The 19,789-nt window shown below is 68.2% G+C and carries 14 protein-coding genes and 1 tRNA gene; 5 read left to right on the top strand and 10 right to left on the bottom strand.

The window, feature by feature from the left end; genetic code table 11:
• Positions 1–27 precede the first annotated feature (27 nt).
• The 4 genes from ACIA8G_RS21970 to hrpB are packed head-to-tail and all read right to left on the bottom strand — an operon-like array spanning position 28 to position 5,582.
• Positions 28–633 carry a hypothetical protein gene (locus ACIA8G_RS21970; protein ID WP_396420481.1) on the bottom strand — a complete coding sequence of 202 codons (606 nt, stop codon included), beginning with the start codon at positions 631–633 and terminating at the stop codon, positions 28–30.
• A complete protein-coding gene (locus ACIA8G_RS21965; protein ID WP_396420480.1) occupies positions 630–1,712 on the bottom strand; it encodes a macrolide family glycosyltransferase in 1,083 nt (360 codons plus the stop codon). Before ACIA8G_RS21965 ends, ACIA8G_RS21970 begins: the two co-directional genes overlap by 4 nt.
• Positions 1,713–1,737: 25 nt before the next feature.
• A complete protein-coding gene (locus ACIA8G_RS21960; protein WP_396420479.1) occupies positions 1,738–3,267 on the bottom strand; it encodes a GMC oxidoreductase in 1,530 nt (509 codons plus the stop codon).
• Positions 3,268–3,302: 35 nt separating this feature from the next.
• Positions 3,303–5,582, bottom strand: coding sequence for an ATP-dependent helicase HrpB (hrpB, locus tag ACIA8G_RS21955; RefSeq protein ID WP_396420478.1), 2,280 nt, complete (start codon positions 5,580–5,582; stop codon positions 3,303–3,305).
• Between the two features lie 26 nt (positions 5,583–5,608).
• Here hrpB and ACIA8G_RS21950 point away from each other — a divergent pair, with 26 nt between their 5' ends.
• The 4 genes from ACIA8G_RS21950 to ACIA8G_RS21935 are packed head-to-tail and all read left to right on the top strand — an operon-like array spanning position 5,609 to position 9,632.
• Complete coding sequence (locus ACIA8G_RS21950; protein ID WP_396420477.1) at positions 5,609–6,658, top strand: glycosyltransferase; 1,050 nt, start codon at positions 5,609–5,611, stop codon at positions 6,656–6,658.
• Positions 6,651–7,460 carry a GNAT family N-acetyltransferase gene (locus ACIA8G_RS21945; protein WP_396420476.1) on the top strand — a complete coding sequence of 270 codons (810 nt, stop codon included), beginning with the start codon at positions 6,651–6,653 and terminating at the stop codon, positions 7,458–7,460. Before ACIA8G_RS21950 ends, ACIA8G_RS21945 begins: the two co-directional genes overlap by 8 nt.
• Before the next feature lie 50 nt (positions 7,461–7,510).
• Positions 7,511–8,797, top strand: a complete 1,287-nt coding sequence (locus ACIA8G_RS21940) for an MFS transporter (RefSeq protein ID WP_396420475.1) — start codon at positions 7,511–7,513, stop codon at positions 8,795–8,797.
• Between the two features lie 46 nt (positions 8,798–8,843).
• On the top strand, positions 8,844–9,632 hold the full coding sequence (locus ACIA8G_RS21935) for a DsbA family protein (protein WP_396420474.1): 789 nt from the start codon (positions 8,844–8,846) through the stop codon (positions 9,630–9,632).
• Here the strand turns inward: ACIA8G_RS21935 and ACIA8G_RS21930 are convergent.
• Positions 9,625–10,863, bottom strand: a complete 1,239-nt coding sequence (locus ACIA8G_RS21930; protein ID WP_396420473.1) for a phenylacetate--CoA ligase family protein — start codon at positions 10,861–10,863, stop codon at positions 9,625–9,627. The genes ACIA8G_RS21935 and ACIA8G_RS21930 overlap by 8 nt on opposite strands.
• Before the next feature lie 123 nt (positions 10,864–10,986).
• Between ACIA8G_RS21930 and ACIA8G_RS21925 the strand changes: the two genes are divergently transcribed.
• Positions 10,987–11,059 (top strand) — tRNA-Ala (locus ACIA8G_RS21925).
• 531 nt (positions 11,060–11,590) lie between these two features.
• Here the strand turns inward: ACIA8G_RS21925 and ACIA8G_RS21920 are convergent.
• The 5 genes from ACIA8G_RS21920 to ACIA8G_RS21900 all read right to left on the bottom strand — a co-directional run bounded on the left by ACIA8G_RS21920 (position 11,591) and on the right by ACIA8G_RS21900 (position 19,704).
• On the bottom strand, positions 11,591–13,711 hold the full coding sequence (locus tag ACIA8G_RS21920) for a hypothetical protein (RefSeq protein ID WP_396420472.1): 2,121 nt from the start codon (positions 13,709–13,711) through the stop codon (positions 11,591–11,593).
• Complete coding sequence (locus ACIA8G_RS21915; RefSeq protein ID WP_396420471.1) at positions 13,708–14,364, bottom strand: ABC-three component system middle component 2; 657 nt, start codon at positions 14,362–14,364, stop codon at positions 13,708–13,710. Before ACIA8G_RS21915 ends, ACIA8G_RS21920 begins: the two co-directional genes overlap by 4 nt.
• Positions 14,361–15,416: a hypothetical protein gene (locus tag ACIA8G_RS21910; protein WP_396420470.1), complete on the bottom strand. Its 1,056-nt coding sequence runs from the start codon at positions 15,414–15,416 to the stop codon at positions 14,361–14,363. Before ACIA8G_RS21910 ends, ACIA8G_RS21915 begins: the two co-directional genes overlap by 4 nt.
• 201 nt (positions 15,417–15,617) lie before the next feature.
• A complete protein-coding gene (locus ACIA8G_RS21905) occupies positions 15,618–18,203 on the bottom strand; it encodes a DEAD/DEAH box helicase family protein (protein WP_396420469.1) in 2,586 nt (861 codons plus the stop codon).
• A gap of 310 nt (positions 18,204–18,513) precedes the next feature.
• Complete coding sequence (locus tag ACIA8G_RS21900) at positions 18,514–19,704, bottom strand: tyrosine-type recombinase/integrase (RefSeq protein WP_396420468.1); 1,191 nt, start codon at positions 19,702–19,704, stop codon at positions 18,514–18,516.
• Positions 19,705–19,789 lie beyond the last annotated feature (85 nt).

The following is a 19,789-nucleotide window of genomic DNA, read 5'->3' as shown; positions in this document are numbered from 1 at the left end:
TGGACCTGAGGTCCATGAAGGTCACCCTCATGGCATTAGCGACTGAAGCTCGCGGGCGAGGTTGGCCCGCGCGGCGGCGTCCCACAGCTCCCGCGCGGGTTCGGTCACGTAGAGGTCCGGCCGGTCGAGCAGGGTCTTCAGCACCTTGGCACGGCCGGCGCGCCAGATCTCGTCGTCGTAGCGCGAGTACTCCTGGCGGACGGCGACGCTGTAGCGCTCGTAGAGCGCCGGTTCCGAGCCGAGGATGGCGAGGTCGGCGTCGAGCATCACGTGCGCGAGCGGGTCGTCGGACGAGTGCGTGATCGTGGCCAGCACCAACGACTCCACGCGCGCGACGTGCTCTTCCTCCAGGCCGGCCAGGCGCTCCCTGGCCCACGCCGCGCTGGCCCGTTCGTCCTCGCCCGGCTTGCCGTCGTAGATCACGTCGTGCGCGCAGGCGGCCAGCGTGAGGACCGCGCGTTCGGCTGAGGTGAACGCGAACGCGTCCGCGAGCACCAGCGAGTCGCGGACGACGGCCGCGACGTGGAAGGTGTTGTGGTAGCTGCGATGAGGCTCGGCGTAACGCTCCATCAGATCGCCGGAGTCGGGTGCGCCCCCGAGTGCGCGGACCGCGTCGTCCCAGATCCGTCTCACCGCGCCAGCTCCTCCTCGACGACGTCCGCGGCGAACGCGCTGCCGCCCGCCCGGTGAATCATCCGCTGCATGTCCTTGGTTCGCGCGGAAATCGCGGAATCCGACATCAGCTGATCCACCAACGACCGCACGCCCTCCTCGGTCACGCTGTCGAGCAGCACCCCGAGCCCGAGCTCCTCGACGCGCTGACCGTTGACGCGCTGGTCGGTCATGTGCGGCACGACGATCATGGGAACGCCGTGGTGCAGCGCCTCCATCACGCCGCCCATGCCGCCGTGCGTGATGAACACACTCGCGTGCGCCATCACGGCGAGCTGAGGCACCTCGGCGCGCGCCTCGACGTTCGGTGCCGGGTTCCGCACGGCGCCTTTGGTGACGAGGTGCCACGGCATCCCGCGCGCCGCGTTCGCGCACACCTGCGCGCCGGTCGTCGCGAGCACCACCGGCTTGTCGCCGGGCGGCTCCCACGCGCCCTGGAACGCGCGTTCGGTCAGGCACGGCCCCGTGAAGGCGAACCGCTCGTCGAACGTGTCGCCCTCCGGCTGGAACTCCCGGGGGAACAGTGCGATCCGCCGGCGGGCGCCCGCGATGAACTCCGGCAGCGAGCTGCCGACGAACTCGTGCACCTTGGTGAAGAACCGGATCGCTTCGGGGTTGAACGTCCGCGCCGGCACCACGGAGGTGCCGAGCGACCAGTGCGAGTTGCTGGTCAGCAGGCTCTCCACGACCAGGTTCGGGACGCCGAGCCGGCGGGCGAGGAGGCCGCCCGTCCACGCCGCGATGTCCCACACGATGATGTCGGGCGGGTCGTCGCGGACCGCGTCCGCCAGCTGCGGCAGGGCCGACTCGGCTTCGGTGAGCGCGAGCTGCGCCGCGACGAAGAGCGACTCCGGCAGCGTGGCGGGAAGCGTTGTCTCGTAAGGGATCACGGTCGCGCCGCACCCCGTCACGGCCTCGGCGAACGAGTCGGTGATCGGGCAGGTCACGCGGTGGCCGCGGCGCACGAGCTCAGCGATCATCCCGAGCGCCGGAAGAACGTGGCCGCGCTCGGGCATCAGGAAGATCGCGATGTGCGCCATAGACCAGAATAACGTTGTTCGATTCCTAATGGTTCAAATCGGTGGCGATGATTCGGCTCAAGTTACGTTCGGCGAGTGCGGTGATGGTGACGAACGGGTTCGCGCCGATCGAACCCCCGATGAGCGACCCGTCCGTGACGTAGAGGTTGCGATGGCCCCTGACCCGGCCATACTCGTCGGTGGCGCGGCCGAGCAGGCAGCCGCCGAGCGGGTGATAGGTGAAGTCATCCGAGAAGACTTTCCCAATGCCGAACAGGTCGGGACGATATGTACTGAGGTTTGTTCGGTTGATCTCGTCGAACACGCCCTTGACCGCTCCGATCGACGGTTTCATCTGTTCACGCCGCCAGTCGAGGGTGATCCCGTCGGTCGCTCGGTCGTAGCGGAACGTGCCGCGCTCGGGGTTGCGGGTGATCGCCAGGTACAGCGAGGCGAGCGTCTCGATGCCGGCCGGGATCGGGGCGATCTCGGCGAACACCTTCCGGTCCTGCCAGGCGTCGATGGCGAGCACCGGCATGCCGGACTGCTGGAAGCCGCCGATCATCGTGCGGGCGGTCATCACGTTGCCGTTGGGACCCCAGCCGCGGCCGATCTCCTCGCTGAGTTCCGGCAGGTCGCCGTTCTCGCGGGCGCGCAGCAGCAGTTCGGTGGTGCCGAGGCTGCCGGCGCCGAGGAACAGGTGGCGGCAGCCGATCTCCTTGGCGCGCAGGAGCTTTCCGAACGCGTCGCGCTGCTCGACGGTCAGCAGGTAGGTGCCGTCCGGTTGCTGCCGGATGCGTTTGACGTGGTGCAACGGCTTGATCGTGACGTTGCCGGTGGCCAGTGCGTCGGCGAGATAGGTCTTGTCCAGGCTCATCTTGCCGTGGTTGTTGCCGTAGATGACCTCGCCGGCCAGCGCGGACTTCGGTTCGGTGCCACGGGCTTCGCCTTCCATGTGGGCGAAGTCGTAGACGCTCGGGATGACCTGCGTGCCGTAGCCGGCGCGGGCGGCCTGCCGTCGTGCCGTGCGGGCGTACTGGTACCAGCTCGTCGACTCGAGGAAGGCGCTGCGGATCGTGTTGACCCGGAGCGTCTTGTTGGCCAGTGGGAAGAACGTCCCGTACATCTCGTCGGCGTCGACGTCCGGCAGGACTTCCTCGAAGTACTCGCGCCTCGGGGTGACGGCCATGCCGCCGTTGACGAGCGAGCCGCCGCCGACGCCGCGGCCGAGGTAGACCGCCATCTCCTCGAAGTGCACCTTGTCGAGCACGCCCGCGTAGCGCTGGATCGGGCGGTTCACGATCGGCAGGCCGAGCAGGGTTTCGAGCGGTGCCTCGGTGCAGTCCTTGAACCACATCGCGCGGCGGTCCGGGTCGAGCATCGGGCAGAAGATCTTGCCGTCGGGTCCCGGCCGGTCCCAGAGCTGGCCCATCTCGAGCATCGTCGTCTTGATGCCCTGCCGGCCCAGCCTGAGTGCCGCGACCGCCGCGCCGTAGCCGGTGCCGATGACGACGGCTTCGGCGTGGTCGGTGTCGGCCCTGGCGGTGCCCGCCGCGGTCATGGCCAGCGCCGTCATCCCCAGAAAGCGGCGCCTCGATACCTGAAAACCCCTCATGTGCCCTTACTGTAGGGCCGTTCGGGCCAGTGATGCTTGGGGTACCTGCCCTTCAGCTCACTGCGCACCCGCAGGTAGCCGTTGCGCCAGAAGGACCTGAGATCGCTGGTCACGGCGGTGGGACGGCCCGCGGGGGAGAGCAGGTGCACGACCACCGGAACTCCCGCGATCTGCGGCGTGTCTGCCCACTTCATGGCGTCCTGGATGCGGACGTGGAGGGCAGGCTGGTCCTGCGTGTAGTCGACCTTGCCCTGGCCGATGCGTTCCGGGGCGAGCTTGTCGAACTCCGCCCCCTCCGGCCACGGCAGCAGGCTCCGCAGCAGGGTCGTCGTGTCGATCTTGGCCAGGTCGGAGCGCTTCTTCGCCTTGCCCAGGTCGATGGCGCGGATCAGGTTCTCGTCGTTGACGCTCGGCCAGTCGCGGGTGCGGTGCAGGAAGGCCATGCGCTCGCGCAAGCGTTTGGCAGCGTCGGTCCACTTGAGCAGGCCCAGGCCTTCGGCTTCGAGGCCGAGGCGGAGCGCCTGCTGTGACTTGGCGAGGTCGTTGAGCGGGCGCTCGTCGAGGGTGATCGCGCCCAGCCTGCGGACCTCGTTCGCGATGACGTCGCCGTTCCACCGGATGTCGTCGACGGTGTGCACGAGGGCTTCCGCGGCGGTGACGGCGAGTTCTTCGTCGGCCGGGGCGGCGAGGCGGATGCGGCCGTGCTTGCTGCCCGGTTCGCGGTCGGCGATCGCGACCGCCAGCCACTGGGCGTGCGAGTTGGTGTGCTCGACGGCTGTGCCGTTGGCCATCAGGTAGATGTTGCTGTTCTTGGACCGGCGTTTCGCCAGTCGTTCCGGGTAGGCGAGCGCGACGACGAGCGCCGGGTCGCCGTTGCCCGCCGGGTTGGTGCCGAGCTTCTCGAGTTTCTTGGCTTCCTGGCGCCACTTGCCGGGGGCCTTCAGCGCGTCGGCCAGGTCGGTCGTGCTCGGGTGCGAGCTGTCGTCGAGCAGTGCCACGACTTCGGCGGCGGTCCGGTTGCCGGCTATCGCGCTGCCGTCGATGAGGGCGCGGCCGAGGCGTGGGTGCAGGCCTACTTTGGCGATGCGGTCGCGGCGTTCGGGGTCGTCCGCGCCGATGGCGTTGAGGGTTTCCTGGGCGGCTTTGAGGGCGCCCTCCGGCGGGGCGTCCCACCAGTTCAGGCTGCTGCCGTCCGGGGTGCCCCAGACCGCCAGCTCCAGGGCGAGCCTGGTCAGGTCGGCCGTGCGGATCTCCGGCTCCGGGTAGCGGGGGAGCGTCGAGTGCTCGTGCTCCGGCCAGCAGCGGTAGACGCGGCCAGGCGCTTCACGTCCGGCGCGGCCCGCTCGCTGGTCGGCGACGGCCTGGGAGACGCGGATCGTGGTGAGGCCCGCCAGACCCCGGCGGTGGTCGACCCTGGGAACGCGGGCCAGTCCGGCGTCCACGACCGCCCGGACGCCGGGGACGGTGAGGCTGGACTCGGCGATGCTGGTCGCGAGCACCACCCGCTGGTTCTTGCCTGGCTGGAGCGCAGCGTCCTGGGTCTGGGCCTTGAGCTGGCCGTGCAGGATCACGGTTTCCGCGTTGAGCAGGCTCGCCGTGCGGTTGATCTCCTTGACACCCGGCAGGAACGCGAGCACGTCGCCGTCTACTTCGGACAGTGCCTTGGTGATGGCTCTGGCGACGGTCTGCTCGATGTGTTCTTTGCGTGCGGGCGGGACGTAGGTGATCTCTGACGGGAACGTGCGGACCTCGGTGTTCAGGACCGGGGCTTGGAGGAGTTCGGAGAGTCGTTGTGCGGCAACGGTTGCACTTGTGGCCAGGAGTTTGAGGTCCGGGCGCAGGGTCGCCTTGGCGTCCAGGAGGAGCGCGAGGAGGAGGTCGGCGTCGAGGTGCCGTTCGTGGCACTCGTCGAGCAGCACGGTGCCGACGCCGCGGAGTTCCTGGTCGTGCTGGAGCCTGCGGACGAGAAGACCGCTGGTCACGACCTCGATGCGGGTGTGCTTGCTCGTCTTGCGGTCGCCGCGGACCGAATAGCCGACGGTGTGGCCCACGGGTTCGTTGAGGAGGCTCGCCATGCGTGCGGCGGCGGCTCGGGCGGCGATCCTGCGTGGTTCGGCGACGACGACCTTGCCTTCGAACCTCTCGTGGAGGGCGAGGGGGACGAGCGTCGTCTTGCCGGTGCCCGGTGGTGCGACCAGTACGGCAGAGCCGTGTTCCTGGAGCGTGTCCAGGAGTTCGGCCAGAACGGACTTCACCGGGAGATCAGGCAGGTGCACGTCGTTGAGTGTGTCAGGGTGGAGGTATGGGGATGATTGCTGTGGTGTCTGGCGTGCTGTCCACACTGCGGTCTGCACGAACCATGACGCAGTGGCAGCACGTCGCCGAGGTGTCCGCCTCGTCGAAGACCGCGTCGGTGCTGGCTGTCGTGCCGGCTCGTGATGAAGAGGCCACCCTGGCCAGGCTGTTGCCCGATCTGGTCGGTCAGCCGGGCGTGCGCGTTGTGGTGGTGGACGACGCTTCCGGGGATGCGACGGCTGCTGTCGCTCGTTCTTGTGGGGCCGAGGTGATCGAGTCGGCCGGTCCGGCTGCCGGATGGGCCGGCAAGACGCACGCGATGCACCTCGGGGTTTCGTCCGCTCGGGACGAAGAGTGGTTCCTGTTCGTGGACGCGGACGTGACCTGCACACCTGATCTGGTGGGGCGGCTGGTGGCCTCCGCCGCCGAGCTCGGAGCGGATCTGGTGTCGTCGTCGGCGCGGGGGACCGGGCCGGGCTGGTGGTTCCTGCTGCCCGCGTTCAACACGCTGGTGTTCGAGGGATCGCCGCCGGACGGCCGCGGGACCACGGCGCTCGGGGTCGGGCACTGCATCCTGGTGCGGCGTTCCGCGTTTGTCGCCGCCGGAGGGTGGGAGGCGCTCGCCGGGACGCACGCGGACGACGTCGGGCTGGCGACGTTGATCAGGGACGCCGGTGGGGTGGTGCGGTTCCTCGACGCGACCGCGCTGCTGACGACGTCGGGGATCGACACGTTCGGGGACTGCTGGCGGTCGTTGCGCAAGAGCATCCAGCCGTCGATGCGGGAGATGTTCGGGCCGTGGGGCCGCGTGTTGCTGGTGGTCGCCGGGCTGTTGCACCTGGCGTACGGGCTGGTGCCGATCTTGCGGTGGCGTTCGCCGTGGTCGTGGCTGGCGTGGTTCTCGCAGGCCGTGGCGCATCGCGAGTTCGTGCGGCGCGTCGGTGGGCCGGAGGTCTCGGCCGTGCTGGCGCCGCTGTCGTGGGCGACGATCGGGGTGTTCCTGCTGGACTGCGCACTGCGGCCAGGTGCCGAGTGGAAGGACCGCCGCGTTGGTTGACCCGTTGCGCGACCCGGACGACCCGGAGCTGCTCGATCCCTACCAGGCGCGCTCACTGGCGATCCTGGTCGAGGGCGCGCGGCTCGCGTCCGGCGCGGTCAGGTACGGCAAGGTCGGCCGGGTCGGCTGCGCCGCGGTGGTGATCAACCGGGAGAACCCGCTGCCGTCCGGCAACTTCGGCTGCGCGCTGGACGGGTCGTCGGTCGAGGTCGCGTCGAGCTTGCTGGAGCTGGAGCAGACGTTCGCCGCCGCTGGGCGGGCGGAGGCGGTGGTGTACGCGTCGCCGACGACCGTGGACGAGATCGAGGGCATCGCCGACGACTCCGGCTGGTACGCGGTCGAGGAGCTCTTGACCGTGGTTCATCGCGGGCCTGCTTCGGTGTCCCCGGAGGTACGCCTGGCCGGTGATCTTGATCTGCCGGGCATCGTCGAGCTGCTGTCCGACGAGCTGGTCGGCAATCGGGCGCGGCTGTCGCGGTGGCTCGGGCATCGGCTCGACGACCCGCGCTGTGTGGTGATGGTGGTGGACGACGGCGATCGGATCGGCGGGTTCGTGTCGGGGTTCGCCGAACGCGGTGTCGGCCTGGTCGAGCAGTGCGTCGTGCGTCCGGCGCGGCGGCGTCGTGGCGTTGGGCGGTCGTTGGTGGTGTCTGCTGCTGCGGCCATGCGTTCCGGCGGGGCGACGCTGATCGCTTCGCAGGTGGACGAGGGTCCGGGGGAGCGGTTCGCCGAGTCGTGCGGGTTCGTGGCGGCCTATCCCGTGACGGCATATGTACGCAGAGTGGATGAGCTGCTCGAATGAGTTATTTAGTTGCCGCGTGACATATCCTTAGCAGGGCTAAGGGAGGCTTTGTGCGCGAGCGGTTACCGGTCGAGGTCTGGGTTCTGGTCGCGGCGAGCTTCATCATCGCCATCGGGTTCGGGATCGTGGCGCCCGTGCTGCCGGTGTTCGCGTCGTCGTTCGGCGTCGGCCACACCGCTGTCGCGGCCCTGATCAGCGCTTTCGCGTTCGTCCGGCTGGCGTTCGCGCCGATGAGCGGCAAGCTCGTCAACCGGTTCGGCGAACCCCGCGTCTACATCGTGGGCATCCTCATCGTGGCGTTCGGCACCGCGATGTCCGGGTTCTCGACGAGCTACGCCGAGATGCTGACGTGGCGCGCGCTGGCGGGCGTCGGCTCGACGATGTTCACGGTGGCCGCGCTGGGCCTGCTCATCCGGATCACGCCGGCGCCGATGCGCGGCCGTGCGTCCGGGCTGTGGGCGGCGGGCTTCCTGGTCGGCAACATCGCGGGCCCGATCGTCGGCGCCGGACTCGTGCCGTTCGGGTTGTGGGTGCCGTTCGTGTCGTACGGCCTGCTGCTGTGCCTCGCGGCGTTCGTCGTCTGGTTCTTCCTGCGGCGTTCGACGTTGGCGGCGCTCGACCGGACCAACACCGACATCCCCATGTCGGTGCGTGAGGCGGTGCGGCACCGCGCGTACCGGGCCGCGCTGGCGTCCGGGTTCGCCAACGGCTGGGCCGTGTTCGGCGTGCGGATCTCGCTGGTGCCGGTGTTCGTCATCGAGGCCCTGCACCACAGCGCCGCCGTGGCCGGCGTTTCGATGTCGGTGTTCGCCGCGGGCAACGCCGCGATGCTGTTCCTGTCCGGCCGGATCGCGGACACCCGCGGCCGCAAGCCGGTCGCCATCGTCGGCCTGCTGGTCAGCGGCCTCGCCACGATCGGCATGGGCTTCACCGGCGACGTGTGGACGTTCATGGCCGCGTCGCTGGTCGCCGGCATGGGCGCCGGCCTGCTGAACCCGCCGCAGAACGCCGTCGTCGCGGACATCATCGGCGCGCGCGGCAAGGGCGGCCCCGTGCTCGCGGGCTTCCAGATGGTCACCGACCTGGGCGCGATCATCGGCCCGATGTGCGCGGGCCTGCTGGCCGACTCGTTCGGTTTCGAAGCGTCGTTCGCCATCACCGGAGCCGCGCTGCTGCTGTCCGTGGGCTTCTGGTTCGTCGCGCCCGAGACCCTGCCCACGCACGAGGAGGAGCACAACGCGGCCGCCGTCGCCCCGGAGTGCGGCTGCCTCGACGAGAGCGCCGAGATCCCGACGGGTGAGCGGGTAGGCGGCAAGCCACGCCACCCGGAAGCGTGATTGCGTACTCAGGATTCTTTTAGCTTGGCTCGCTACCCTCGGCGCCGTGGGTGGAGCAGAGCGCAGTGCGCGGAAGAAGAAGCAGGCCGCGCGTGCGGTGGCACAGGCCAGGAGCTCAGGCGGCTCCGACCGGACCAAGGTGATCGCCGGCATCGCCGTCGTGGCGGTGCTCGCCATCGCCGTCATCGGCTACGTCATCTTCCAGTCGAGGCAGTCCCCGGCCCCAGGCCCCGACGCCGCCATCTCCCAGGCCCCCGCCGACCACGTGATCTCGGCGCCCGCGGTCCGCGATGGCAGCACCGTGCTGGTGGGCAAGGACACCGCCACCGTGACCGTCGACGTGTACGAGGACTTCCTCTGCCCGATCTGCGGCACCTTCGAGAAGACCTACGGCACCACGATCAAGCAGGCCGTGGACGACGGCAAGGTCAAGATCCGCTACAGCATCCTGCCGATGCTGAACAGCAAGTCGGATCCCGAGGGCTATTCGACCGACTCGGCCAACGCCGCCCTCTGCGCGGCCGACGACGGCAAGTTCAACGCGTTCCACGCGGCGCTGTTCAACGTCCAGCCCGAGGAAGGCGAGGCCGGCTACACCAAGGCCCAGCTGACCAGGCTGGGCAAGGACGTCGGCGTCACCTCGGCGACGTTCGAGACCTGCGTGCAGAACAACACCTACAAGACGCAGCTGGACGAGCTGATGTCCAAGACCAGCAACGACCCTGTCCTGCGCGACGCCGAAACGGGCCGCTTCCGCGGCACGCCGAGCGTGGCCTCCGGCGGCAAGCTCGTCGACCTGGACAACAAGAACTGGCTCTCCGACCTGACTAAGTAAGGCCCTCGATCGGCGCCTGGCCCTGGGTCCACCGGGCCAGGCGTTGTGCTTTCCCCTGCTCGGTGCGCGGCAACTTGCCCGGCTCCAGCACGAGCACCTGACACGTGATGCCGAGCCGTTCCTTGAGCTGTGCGGTCAGCGCGCTCTTGACGTCCTCTGTGGACTCGACCGCGACGTGCAGCTGTGCCGTGGTGGTCCGCCGGTCCTCGACGATGAGGTAGTGCGGGCTCGCGTGGTTCAGCACGACCGCCTCGATCTCCGTCGGGAACACGTTCACCCCGCGGATGATGAGCATGTCGTCCTTGCGCCCCTTGAGCTTGCTCATTCTCCTCAGCGTTCTGCTGCCTGCTGGTTCTTCCAGCGTGGCCACATCGCCCGTGCGGTAACGCAACAGCGGCATGCCTGTCTTGGTGAGCGTGGTGAAGATGAGTTCGCCGTCCTGGGTTTCGGGGTAGAAGTGGTCCTCAGCGACGTTGAGAAGCCCTTCGGAGTCAAGGGATTCGCACGCCACGCCCGGCCCGATGACCTCGGACAGCCCGTAGATGTCCAGCGCCCTGATGCCGAGCTGCCGCTCGATCTGCTGCCGCATCTCCTCGGTCCACGGCTCAGCCCCGAAGACACCGACCCGGATGGAGTTCTCCTGCAACTCCTCCGCCAGCCTCAGCGCGTACGACGGAGTGCAACACAGCACGTCCGGCTTCAGGTCCTTGATGAGCCTCGTCTGGCGCTCCGTCATGCCACCCGACATGGGGATGACCGTGGCGCCGAGCCTCATCCCACCGTGATGAACCCCGAGCCCGCCGGTGAAAAGCCCGTAGCCGTAAGCGTTGTGGACGATCGAGCTCTTCGTCGCCCCGGCACCTTTGAGCGCCCTGGCCATGACCTCGGCCCAGATGCCGATGTCGTGCGCCGTGTAGGGGATGAGCGTCGGCCGACCACCCGTGCCGGACGACCCGTGCACGCACACGATGTCTTCCTCCGGCGCGATCCGCAGCCCGAACGGGTAGTGGTCCCACAGGTCCTGCTTGCTGATCGTCGGCAGCAGGTGGATCTCGTCGAGGCTGACGTCTGTGCCGCGCGTCACGCCCGCTTCCCTGAGTCGCGCGCCCTGGAAGTTGTCGGTGCTGAGGAGCCGGTCGACGAGGCTTTGGAGGCGTTGTTCCTGCAGCTCGCGACGGGCCTCGCGGTCCATGCACTCGATCTTCGGGTCGAACGGTGTTGGGGCGGTCATCACCCGGTCCTACCAGGCCGAATGGGGTTTGGATACCCCCGATTTTTATCCTGTGGCGTGGTTGATGTACGGTATTGCCACACGAGAACGGCGGGGAAACCTACTGGGAACGTGGACCTTCAAGGGGCTGTGGCGCAGCTGGTAGCGCATCACACTGGCAGTGTGAGGGTCAGGGGTTCGAGTCCCCTCAGCTCCACAATTGAATTGATTGTGCGAATCGCCCGTTGACCTGCAAGTATGGGGTCGGCGGGCGATCTTGTGTTTCTGTCCCAAGTGGACAGTCGCACCCCTAACTGGAGCAAAACTGGAGCACGGCCCTGAACCTCGCGAAATAGGGTCACGGATCTGCTCCAGGAGCATGCCGCCCGTCTGGGTGATGTTTGCTCGGGACCTTTGGGATCGTCGCAGATCACGTCTGGGGTGGCGGGCGGTGCCACGCGCCCACGGTGCCCTGGTTCTTGGCGCAGCGGGCGCGCGGGGCGGCAAATCCGGGCGTTGTCCGGTCACGATGGGGCCAACTGGACGTGCGATGTCGGGCCGGAGCGGGGCGGCAAGTGGACACGTCGCAGTAGTACGACGGAGTGCGGCGCGGATGGGTTAGCTCGGCTTTGGCATCGCTGGACGCTCGACGGACATGTGGCTGCGGGAGACCTCCCCCTCGCACTGAAGGAGAAGCGGGCGAGTCTTCATATCCCTGCATCGCGCTCTTGATGTGTGTCCTTGGGATTCAGGACACCTCATCCTCGATCAAGCCGTACGGGGGCTGGTCTGCTCGTCGGGAGAAGCGGACGACGACGTCGTCGTCGACTGTGGCGGGTGGGGCGTTGTCCACGACGAGGATCTGTGCGCCGTGACCTGGACCTGCCAGCCAGTCGTGCAGGTGTTTGTAGAAGTCTGCGACGGCGATGCTGTCGGCGAACTCGGCGTCGCGGTCGCCGCCTTGGCCGAGGTTCTTCTGCGGGCTGTCGATCATGAGGAAGCCGGGGTGGGCGCTGCCGGTCTCCCAGGCGATCTCGAAGATGGCCAGGATCCAGGCCAGGGAGATCAGGGTGCGTCCGCCTGATGAGGCGTGGGTGTAGGTGGAGCCTCGCATGTGTGGGACGAGGTTGTTGTCGACGAACGCTTGTTCGAGCTTTGGATATCGCCACGCCGTGAGGATCGCCGCGTACCGCTCGCTGACGCGGTGGATGACGTCGTTGCGGTCGGGCTGTGTGGTGGCGTGTTCCAGCTCACCGCGCAGTGCCTTCAACGCGGTGTCGAGTCGTCCGACCGTCGTGGCGCGTCGGTCGAGGCTGTCCAACATCTTGATAGCGGTGCGGGCCCGTTCCAGGTTCGCGGCAGCGGTTTGCCTGCTGCGCATCAGGTCGTCGCGCTGGCTGAGGAACGGACTGACGGCCTCGTTGGTGGCGGCGTCGACCGCATTCGCGAGTTCGGCTTCCTGGGTGTCGGCTTCGTCGGAGGCTGCTCGCAGCTGGCCCAGGTCGCCATCGAGTTCCTCGACGTACTGGGTGATTTCGGCCAGGCGGGTCTTCGTCGCCCTCAACTCGGAGGAGACGTCGAACTTCGGCTCGGTCATGAGCCCGTCGGTGCCCGCATGGGTCGCCGGGGTGGAGCCGTTCCGGGCGGTGTCGGTTTCAGCCTGCCCGGTGTGGTGTTCGGATATCTCGGAGGTGCAGAGGGTGCAGTGGCCGTCGGCGATGTGCGGTGCTTCGCGGAGCGTGGTCAGGCACGCCGGGCACACCTTCACCTGAAGCGGGTCGAACAGCATCCGCGCTTCGGCGAGCATGGTGAGCTTGGTGATGTCGTCGGCGTACTGGGCGCGCAGGGGGATGAGCCTGCGCAGGTGTGTCTCCCGGTCACGAAGCACGGCAGCGGCTTGTCGGGCGCGGCGCGCGGCGTCGCGGTGCCGGCTGCGCAGTTCGGTGGCGAACGTCGACGCGGCGCGAATCTGGCTGTCCAGGTCGGTCAGTGCGCGATCCGCCTCCGTCGATGCCCTGTCGGCTTCGTCGCGGGCGAGTTCGACCTGGATGCGGGACCCGAGTTCCTGTTCGTCGAGGAATGCCTGGGTCGTGGCGTACTCGGTGCGTGCGCGGCCGAGCCTGGTCTCCAGCTCCTTGACTCGCCGGCCGAGTTCGACTGCCTTGTCGTCGTGGACGCCGAAGACGACGTCCACGACCTGGCGCAGCTTGAGTCGTTTCATCGGAGAGCCGTCGAACAACAGGTTCTTGTCGTCGAGGCGTTCGTTGGGCATGAAGCACAGCCACAGCAGGTCGCGGATGCTGAGCGGGTCGGTGCCCGACTCCGCTTGTGTCGGTGCTTCCCGCAGCTCCACCCCTTCCAGGCCGCAGTAGGACAGCAGCAGGCTGGACAGGCTCGCAGGGTCGCCCGCGGGCTTGATCACGCGCCGTTCCATCGGCGGGGTTTCGATCTCGCCGAGACGCCCTGGGCGGACGAACGCCGCGGTCGAGGGCTCGCCGACTGCCCGCTCGATCACGTGCGGCTGCCCGCCGAGCTCTACTTCGAGCAGCGCCGACCTGACCTTGCGCATGATCTCTGGGTGCTGTGGGTGGCTGCTCGCGCCCAGGCAGTAGGCGATGAACTCCAGCACGGAGGACTTGCCCGTGCTGAACGCCCCGGCCACCACCGACAGCGACCGGGGACCGTCATCCTCGCCGTCCCGGAAGTCGACTTCGTAGTCCCGGTCGACGCCCTTCAGCCGGAGTCGGAGCACGCGGACGCCCTGCCACGAGCCCTGCTCCTGCTGGCCGTCGGCGGGTGAGCCGGTTCCGGTTCCCGCGGACGCGGCATCGGGGAGGTCAGCGGCTGTGTGCTCCGGCGGAGTGTTCATGTGGGCTGTCCGTCAGTAGGGGATGAGGCCACGGTGTTCTCGGTCCAGGTCTCTGCCGCCTGGTGATCGTGCAGCAGGTCCACGGCGTCGAGCAGGTCGAGCGCCTCGGGCCGTGGGGCGTCGTACCCCACGGTGGTCCATGTGCGGACCGCTTCACGTAGCCGCGTGTCGCTCAGGCGTGCCAAGCGGCGGATGATGATCTCCGCCGACAAGCGGTAGGACTTCGCGTAGACCGCGGTAAACCGTCCGGCGAGGTCGACTCCGGACGGAGTGACCGCGTACAGGACGCTCTTGTCGACGGTGGGCGCGACCAAGCCGTAGGCGACCAGCAAGGCCAAGTCGTGCTGGAGACGCTCCCGCCGGGTGGTGAACCGGTGCGCCGGGCTCGCGTAGATCAACGCACGACCGTCGAAGCCCGCCATCAGCAGGCGCTTGCGGTCCGCGTCGTCCTCGTAGGTGACGACGAGCAACGGGTTGGCGACCAGAAAGTCGTAGCAGCCCAATCGCTCCAGCGAGATGCCAGGCTGTCGCAGGCGCTGCAATGACGTGAGCAGCAGGAGCAGTTGCGCGAGGCGGAAGATGACGTCGTCCTCCGGCACGACGACCGGCGAGGAGTCGTTCTCGCCCGTCGCTAGAACATGAGGGGTAGTCATGATGCGCTCGATGAGGGAGGGCTGAGTTCGCCGGTTGTGTTGTGCGGCTGCGGATCGTCGGCTTGTGCGTGCTCGTCGGCGACCTGACGCCAGTGGCGCACCCAGCCTGCCCGGCGGTTGTCGACCACCCGGTGCATCAGGCCGCAGGTGTGCACGGGCCCGCCGGGGATACCCGCACCCAAAGTCGCGTACTGGGCACGGATCTCGCTCATGACGGCCTTGTGCAGGCCGGGAAGACGCCCATCTTCTTGCGCTTGGCACGCCTCGTTGAAGTGGTCTTCCCACAGGCTGTGCACGACCGCGTCTGCCGACGACAGCGCGGCGACTTCGGCCGGGACGCCCTTGTCCACGACCTCCCGCGCCATGAGCTCGGCGTTGAAGAACTGCTGCTTGGACGCCGTGACCTCGACATGTCCGGCTTCCCTCAACTGGCGGACGAACAGGGCTGTCTCCAGCCTGTCGGCGTCATCGTCGGCAAGGCCGACGACCGCGGCTTCCGGCTGTGTCGCCCTGGCTGGCTCGTAGTAGTGCCGACGCACCGACTCCGCGTCGGGGGAGATCAGCAGGCTGCGCAGTTCGGTCTCGTCCCACAGGTCGATCACCACCCCGGAGTCGCGCTCCTTCTTCCGTTTCCATGTGGCCCACCACTTCGACATGGGGCCGTCCATGCTCGACGGAACGCAGAGGATCCATTGCGTCACCGTGAAGCCCTGCTCGGCGGCGTTCTTGACCACCGAGTCGAACGACTCACGGATCTGTGCCTGGTGGGTCTTGCCGGCGACTTCCGGCATGAAGTACTTCGACTGCCACACCGTCACCGCGCCGCCGAGGTCGCCGACGAAGACGTCGATACCCCAGTCTCCGGGGTTCGCCGCGACCATCCGGGCAACCCCAGGGCGAACCGCGTGGACCAGCTGGCCGATCATCTCCTCGAAGTCTTGACGGGCGCCTTGAGCGTTGGCTCGTGCCTGATGGGCCGCGAAGTTGATGCGTGCCTCGCCGACGGGAACTCCGGCTGGCAGCCCCGCTGCCACGGCGGCGTCCTGAGTCATCGGCGACCACCTCCAACCGGTCCGGTAGAAGTCCGACGACTCGACCGGTGTCGCGCCGTTCCGTCAAACGCATCGAGTGATCGATGCAGTACGTTACCGCCGATCACACCCAGCGAACACTTCGCAGCTGCCAGGTGACCCGACCGTGCTCAAGGCGCACAAGTGCGGTGGAGCCCTGCTTGAGCCGCATCGAGGATTCGGTCAGGTCGACGGGAAGATGGCGGCCACGTCGTCGGCAGTGATCAGCTGACCTTGGGTCGGGGCCAGCAGCTTGCCGAGCCAGCCGTCCTGGGGCAGGAGGGACTCGATCTTCGTGCGTGCTTCGCCGCGTGCTTCGGCGTTGCCGTCGCCGCACAGCGCGTCGTACTGCCGGAGCCGGTCGGCCAGCACGTCGTAGAGCCGGACGGCCGCGCCATGGTTGACCAATACGATCTTGTCGTGGGCTGCTTCGGCGGCGTCGATCTTGGCGGTGGTTGCCGGGGTGAGCAGGCAGCCATAGACGCGGGTCTTTGCCGAGCGCCTGGTCTCGACCTCGATCTGCCCGAGGAGTTGGTTGACGTCGCCGCGGATGAGCGACTTGGGCTCGCTGCCCTTCACCGTCTTGACTTCCCACACGCGGCGCTCGGCGCGCTTGGCCGTGGACCAGGTCCAGCGGCAGTCCGTGGCACTCTGCTCGGACTTGGGTGGGCGTTCCCCGCTTGCGCCGACGAGGCGGGCGAGGACCTTCAGGCCCTCGCACTGCTGGTCGTGGCTGCCGGTGAGCAGGGTGCGGCCGTCGGAGAGCGCGCGGTCGAGGCGGGCACCGGCTTCGCGGCGCCACTCGTCCCAGGCGAGGAAGAATCGGTCGATGTCGTCGGCGGTCCGTTGGTAGCCCTCGAGGTCGGCGATGGTGCGGGCCAGCCGGCGGAACCAGGTGGTGCGCGGGCCGTTGTTGGTGGCGTCCTCCAGGGCCTCCCGCGCGGCGGCCAGGTCCTGGGGGCGTCCCCGGTCGAAGTGGGCGTGGGCCTCTACGTAGCGCCAGAACGCCGAGTGCTCGGTCTCTCCGGCGGAGGCGAGCTGGGTCGCGGCGTCGCGGGCCTTCTTCACGGCTCCCGCGTGGTCGCCGATCCAGAGGTCGGTCGCCGCTGACACCTCGTCGTCGGCGCTGGACACGTCGCTGCTTCCGCCGGTGTTGCGGCCGGGGCGCACCTTGCGTCGAGTTGTTGCTTGTCCATCCGCGCCAACCGAAACCGGAGTGATCTCGGCCTGTTGCCAGAAGGCTCCGCACGCGCGCAGTGTGCCGCCCCAGCCTTCGTCGTAAAGTTCCAGCGCGGCCCGGATGGTGGGTTCGGTGCCGGCGGGGATGGACTTGCGGACCGCCGGGTCGGCGAGCATCTGCGCGAACGTGGGATCCAGCCCCAGGTAGAGGGATCGGTCGGTGGCGTCGCGGTTGGCGCGGCCGAGGGCCTGAGTGACCCGCTGTCCGACGCGGTGACGCATGAAGCTGGCGTCGCCGAGGTAGGCGACGACGAACCGCTCGAACTCGCTGCTGGCCTGTGGGACCGTGGTGATGATGACCAGCTTGCAGACATCGCCTGCGAGGTCGAGCCCGTCGTAGCGGCCCGCGGTGACCAGATGCCCGTTCGTCACCTGGCTCCAGGTGTCGACCATCGCATCGTCGCCGGGCCGAAGCCGGTAGACCGTCTGCCCGCTGGCGGTGAGGATCTCCTGGAGGGTGTCGGCCTCGGCGTGGCTGGCGCACAACCAAGCGGCTCGTCCGCCTGCGACCTGGACCTGGCCCAGCGCCCAGCTGAGCACGGTGGAGTCGAAGGGCTGCTCCGCGCTCGGGTTGAGCACCAGCAGCCGCTCGCCCGTCGCGCCGAGGGGAAGCGGTTGTTCGGTGACCAGACGGGTGACCGGGCCGCCGCCGACGCGCCGCTGCAGGTCGTCCATCGACCCGAGCGTGGCGGACAGGTAGATCCGCTGCTTGGCCCGGCTGTACCAGGTGTTGAGCGCGGTCGGCGGGTGATAGGGGCGGATCTCGATACCGGACGGCCCGATGAGCACTCCGCATTGGCCGAGGTGGTCGCGAATGGTGGGCCAGACGTACCGGATCTCGTCCTCGGCGACGAGCCGCGACGCCTCGACGGCGTCGCGGACCGGGGTCGCAATCGTCGCCCAGTCGCTGAACGACAACAGTTCCGGCGGGGTGCCTGGACGGGCCGTGCCGTCCAGCATCGCGCGCAAGCCAGGGTAGGCGTCGGTGTGCGCGACCGCGAGTTCGCAGATGGCGCGGTAGAGCTCGCGGGCGGCACCTTGTTTGTCTGGGATGCGCAGGGTCTGCAAGCCGCTGAGCGGTTGCTCAGCGAGGTGGGCGTCGTCGAAGATGACCAGGTCTGCTGGTTGAGGTACGGGCCTGCTGTTGAAGTAGACCCAGTAGTTCATCACGCCGATGGCCCGAGCTTGGTGGTAGTCGTCGAGCTTGGCACCGCCGTAGTCCCTTGCGGCGAAGCGGACGACATCCAGCCCCAGCGCGTCGGCCTCCTTCTCGACCCGTTCAGCAAGCTGACGCGTGCCGGTCAAGTAGGCCACCGACTGACCCCGGTCGAGGGCGTAGTCGGCGATCAACAGGGCCAGCAGGGTTTTCCCTTCGCCGGTCGGCATCTCGATGGCCAGGTCTGCGGTGTCGAGGTGCTGCGTGGCATACGTGGCGAGGACCTGGCGCTGCCCCGGCCGCAACTCGGTGAACGTCGCCGACCGGAACTCCGTGAGGCGGTGGTCGAAGTCGGGTACCGCCGGGTGTGTCACCGTTCGCTCCTCCGTCCGTGAGGTGTGAACTCTACGGTTAGTGATGCAGACCCCGCCGAGCTATTTCTGCTCCCGCACTGCGGAGAACGGCACGAGTCGGTGGACCCGATGCAGCCTGTCATGACGGCCGTCGGTGGAGGGGAATCTCGATGTTGACCACGCCATACCAACCCAACGATGCATCTCCGGACGCGAGCTGCCTCGCGTGTCACGGCGACTCGTTGCGACCGCACGGCGAGGATTCTCGCTGGGTTGGCTACGACACCCCGGCGGGTTCCGGCGAGGTCTCCCCAATGGCGTACGGAGCGTGTCAGGCGGCGTCACGCCAGTTGCTGTCGACGTCGACAGGTGCGTTGATGACGGCCTTGTCCCACCGTTCCTGCAGGTGTTGAAGCAGGCGGGCTTCGACGGCGGCGGCGACGTGGGAGTAGGTCTCTTGGACTTTGTCGGGCATGACGTGTCCGAGGCGGAGTGCCTGGGCGATTTCGGGGATGCCGTCGTCGATCATCCAGGTCTTGTGGCTGTGGCGGGTGCCGTGGAAGGTCAGGCCGGGTTTGGCCGGGTGTAGCCGGATCCTGGGGTTGTCGACGTGGAGGTTGCCGTCGGCGGCGGGGCGCTGGGCGCGGCGGGCGAAGTTGCTGCGCCGGAGTAGTCCGCCGTCGGGGCCGATGAAGACGTGCGGGTGGTTGTGTGAGGCGAGCTGGACGCGCAGCAGTCGGACGTTGAACGGCACGAGGCTGATGGTGCGGGCGGAGGCCTCGGTCTTGGGCGGGCCGAGCCACAACTGGCCTGAGGCGGATTCGTGCAGGGTGCCGGTGTCGGGTTCGATGACGATGAAGCCGGTGTCGTCGTCGAACAGGTGCACGTTGCGCCGTTGCAGGCCAGTCAGTTCGCCCCAGCGGGCTCCGGTCCATCCGGCGGTGACCTCCAGGATGGCGCCGCTTCGCCCGTAGCAGGCGGCGATCTGGTCGGCGACCTCGAGCAGTTCGAGGGGTTCGGCCCAGACCTTCTTCTTCGGACGCTGGCCGTGGCGTCGGCGGCCACGGCGAGGAGGTCGGATCGGGTTGGCCCCGATGAGCTTCTCGTCGACCGCGTCGGACAGGATCAAGGACAGCAGCTTGGTGATGCCCTGCACCGTGACCGGCGACAGACGGGTGCGCAGCTCTTTGGCCCATGCCTGGATCTTCAGGTTCTTGAAGTCCGCGAAGGCGGTGTCGCCCCAGCGGGGCTCGATGTGTTTGCGCACGATGCTGCGGTAGTTCTCCTCAGTGCGCAGGTCGACGTCGATCGCGTCCCAGAAGTCGGGGAGGAACTCGCTGAGTGTGGTCTGGCCGCCGGCCGGATCGAGCCAGGTTCCTTTGCGCTGCTCCGATTTCATGTCGTCGACGTGGTCTTGCGCTGCTTGCTCTGTGGCGAATCCGGGGATCGAACCGATGCTGTCGTCGTCTCGGCGGTAGCGGACGCGCCAGGTGTTGTCGCCGCACTTCTCTACCCAGGCCATGAATACCACCTTCGAATCGGTGTGGGGGTCACGGGTGTGACAGGCACATGGACGCTCGATAGATCGCGAAGGGCAAGCGTTGTCG

The organism is Lentzea sp. NPDC051213, assembly GCF_044455585.1.
Taxonomy (GTDB): Bacteria; Actinomycetota; Actinomycetes; order Mycobacteriales; family Pseudonocardiaceae; genus Lentzea.
Note: the sequence above shows the minus strand (reverse complement) of the source record. Positions and strands in the feature narration are given on the sequence as shown.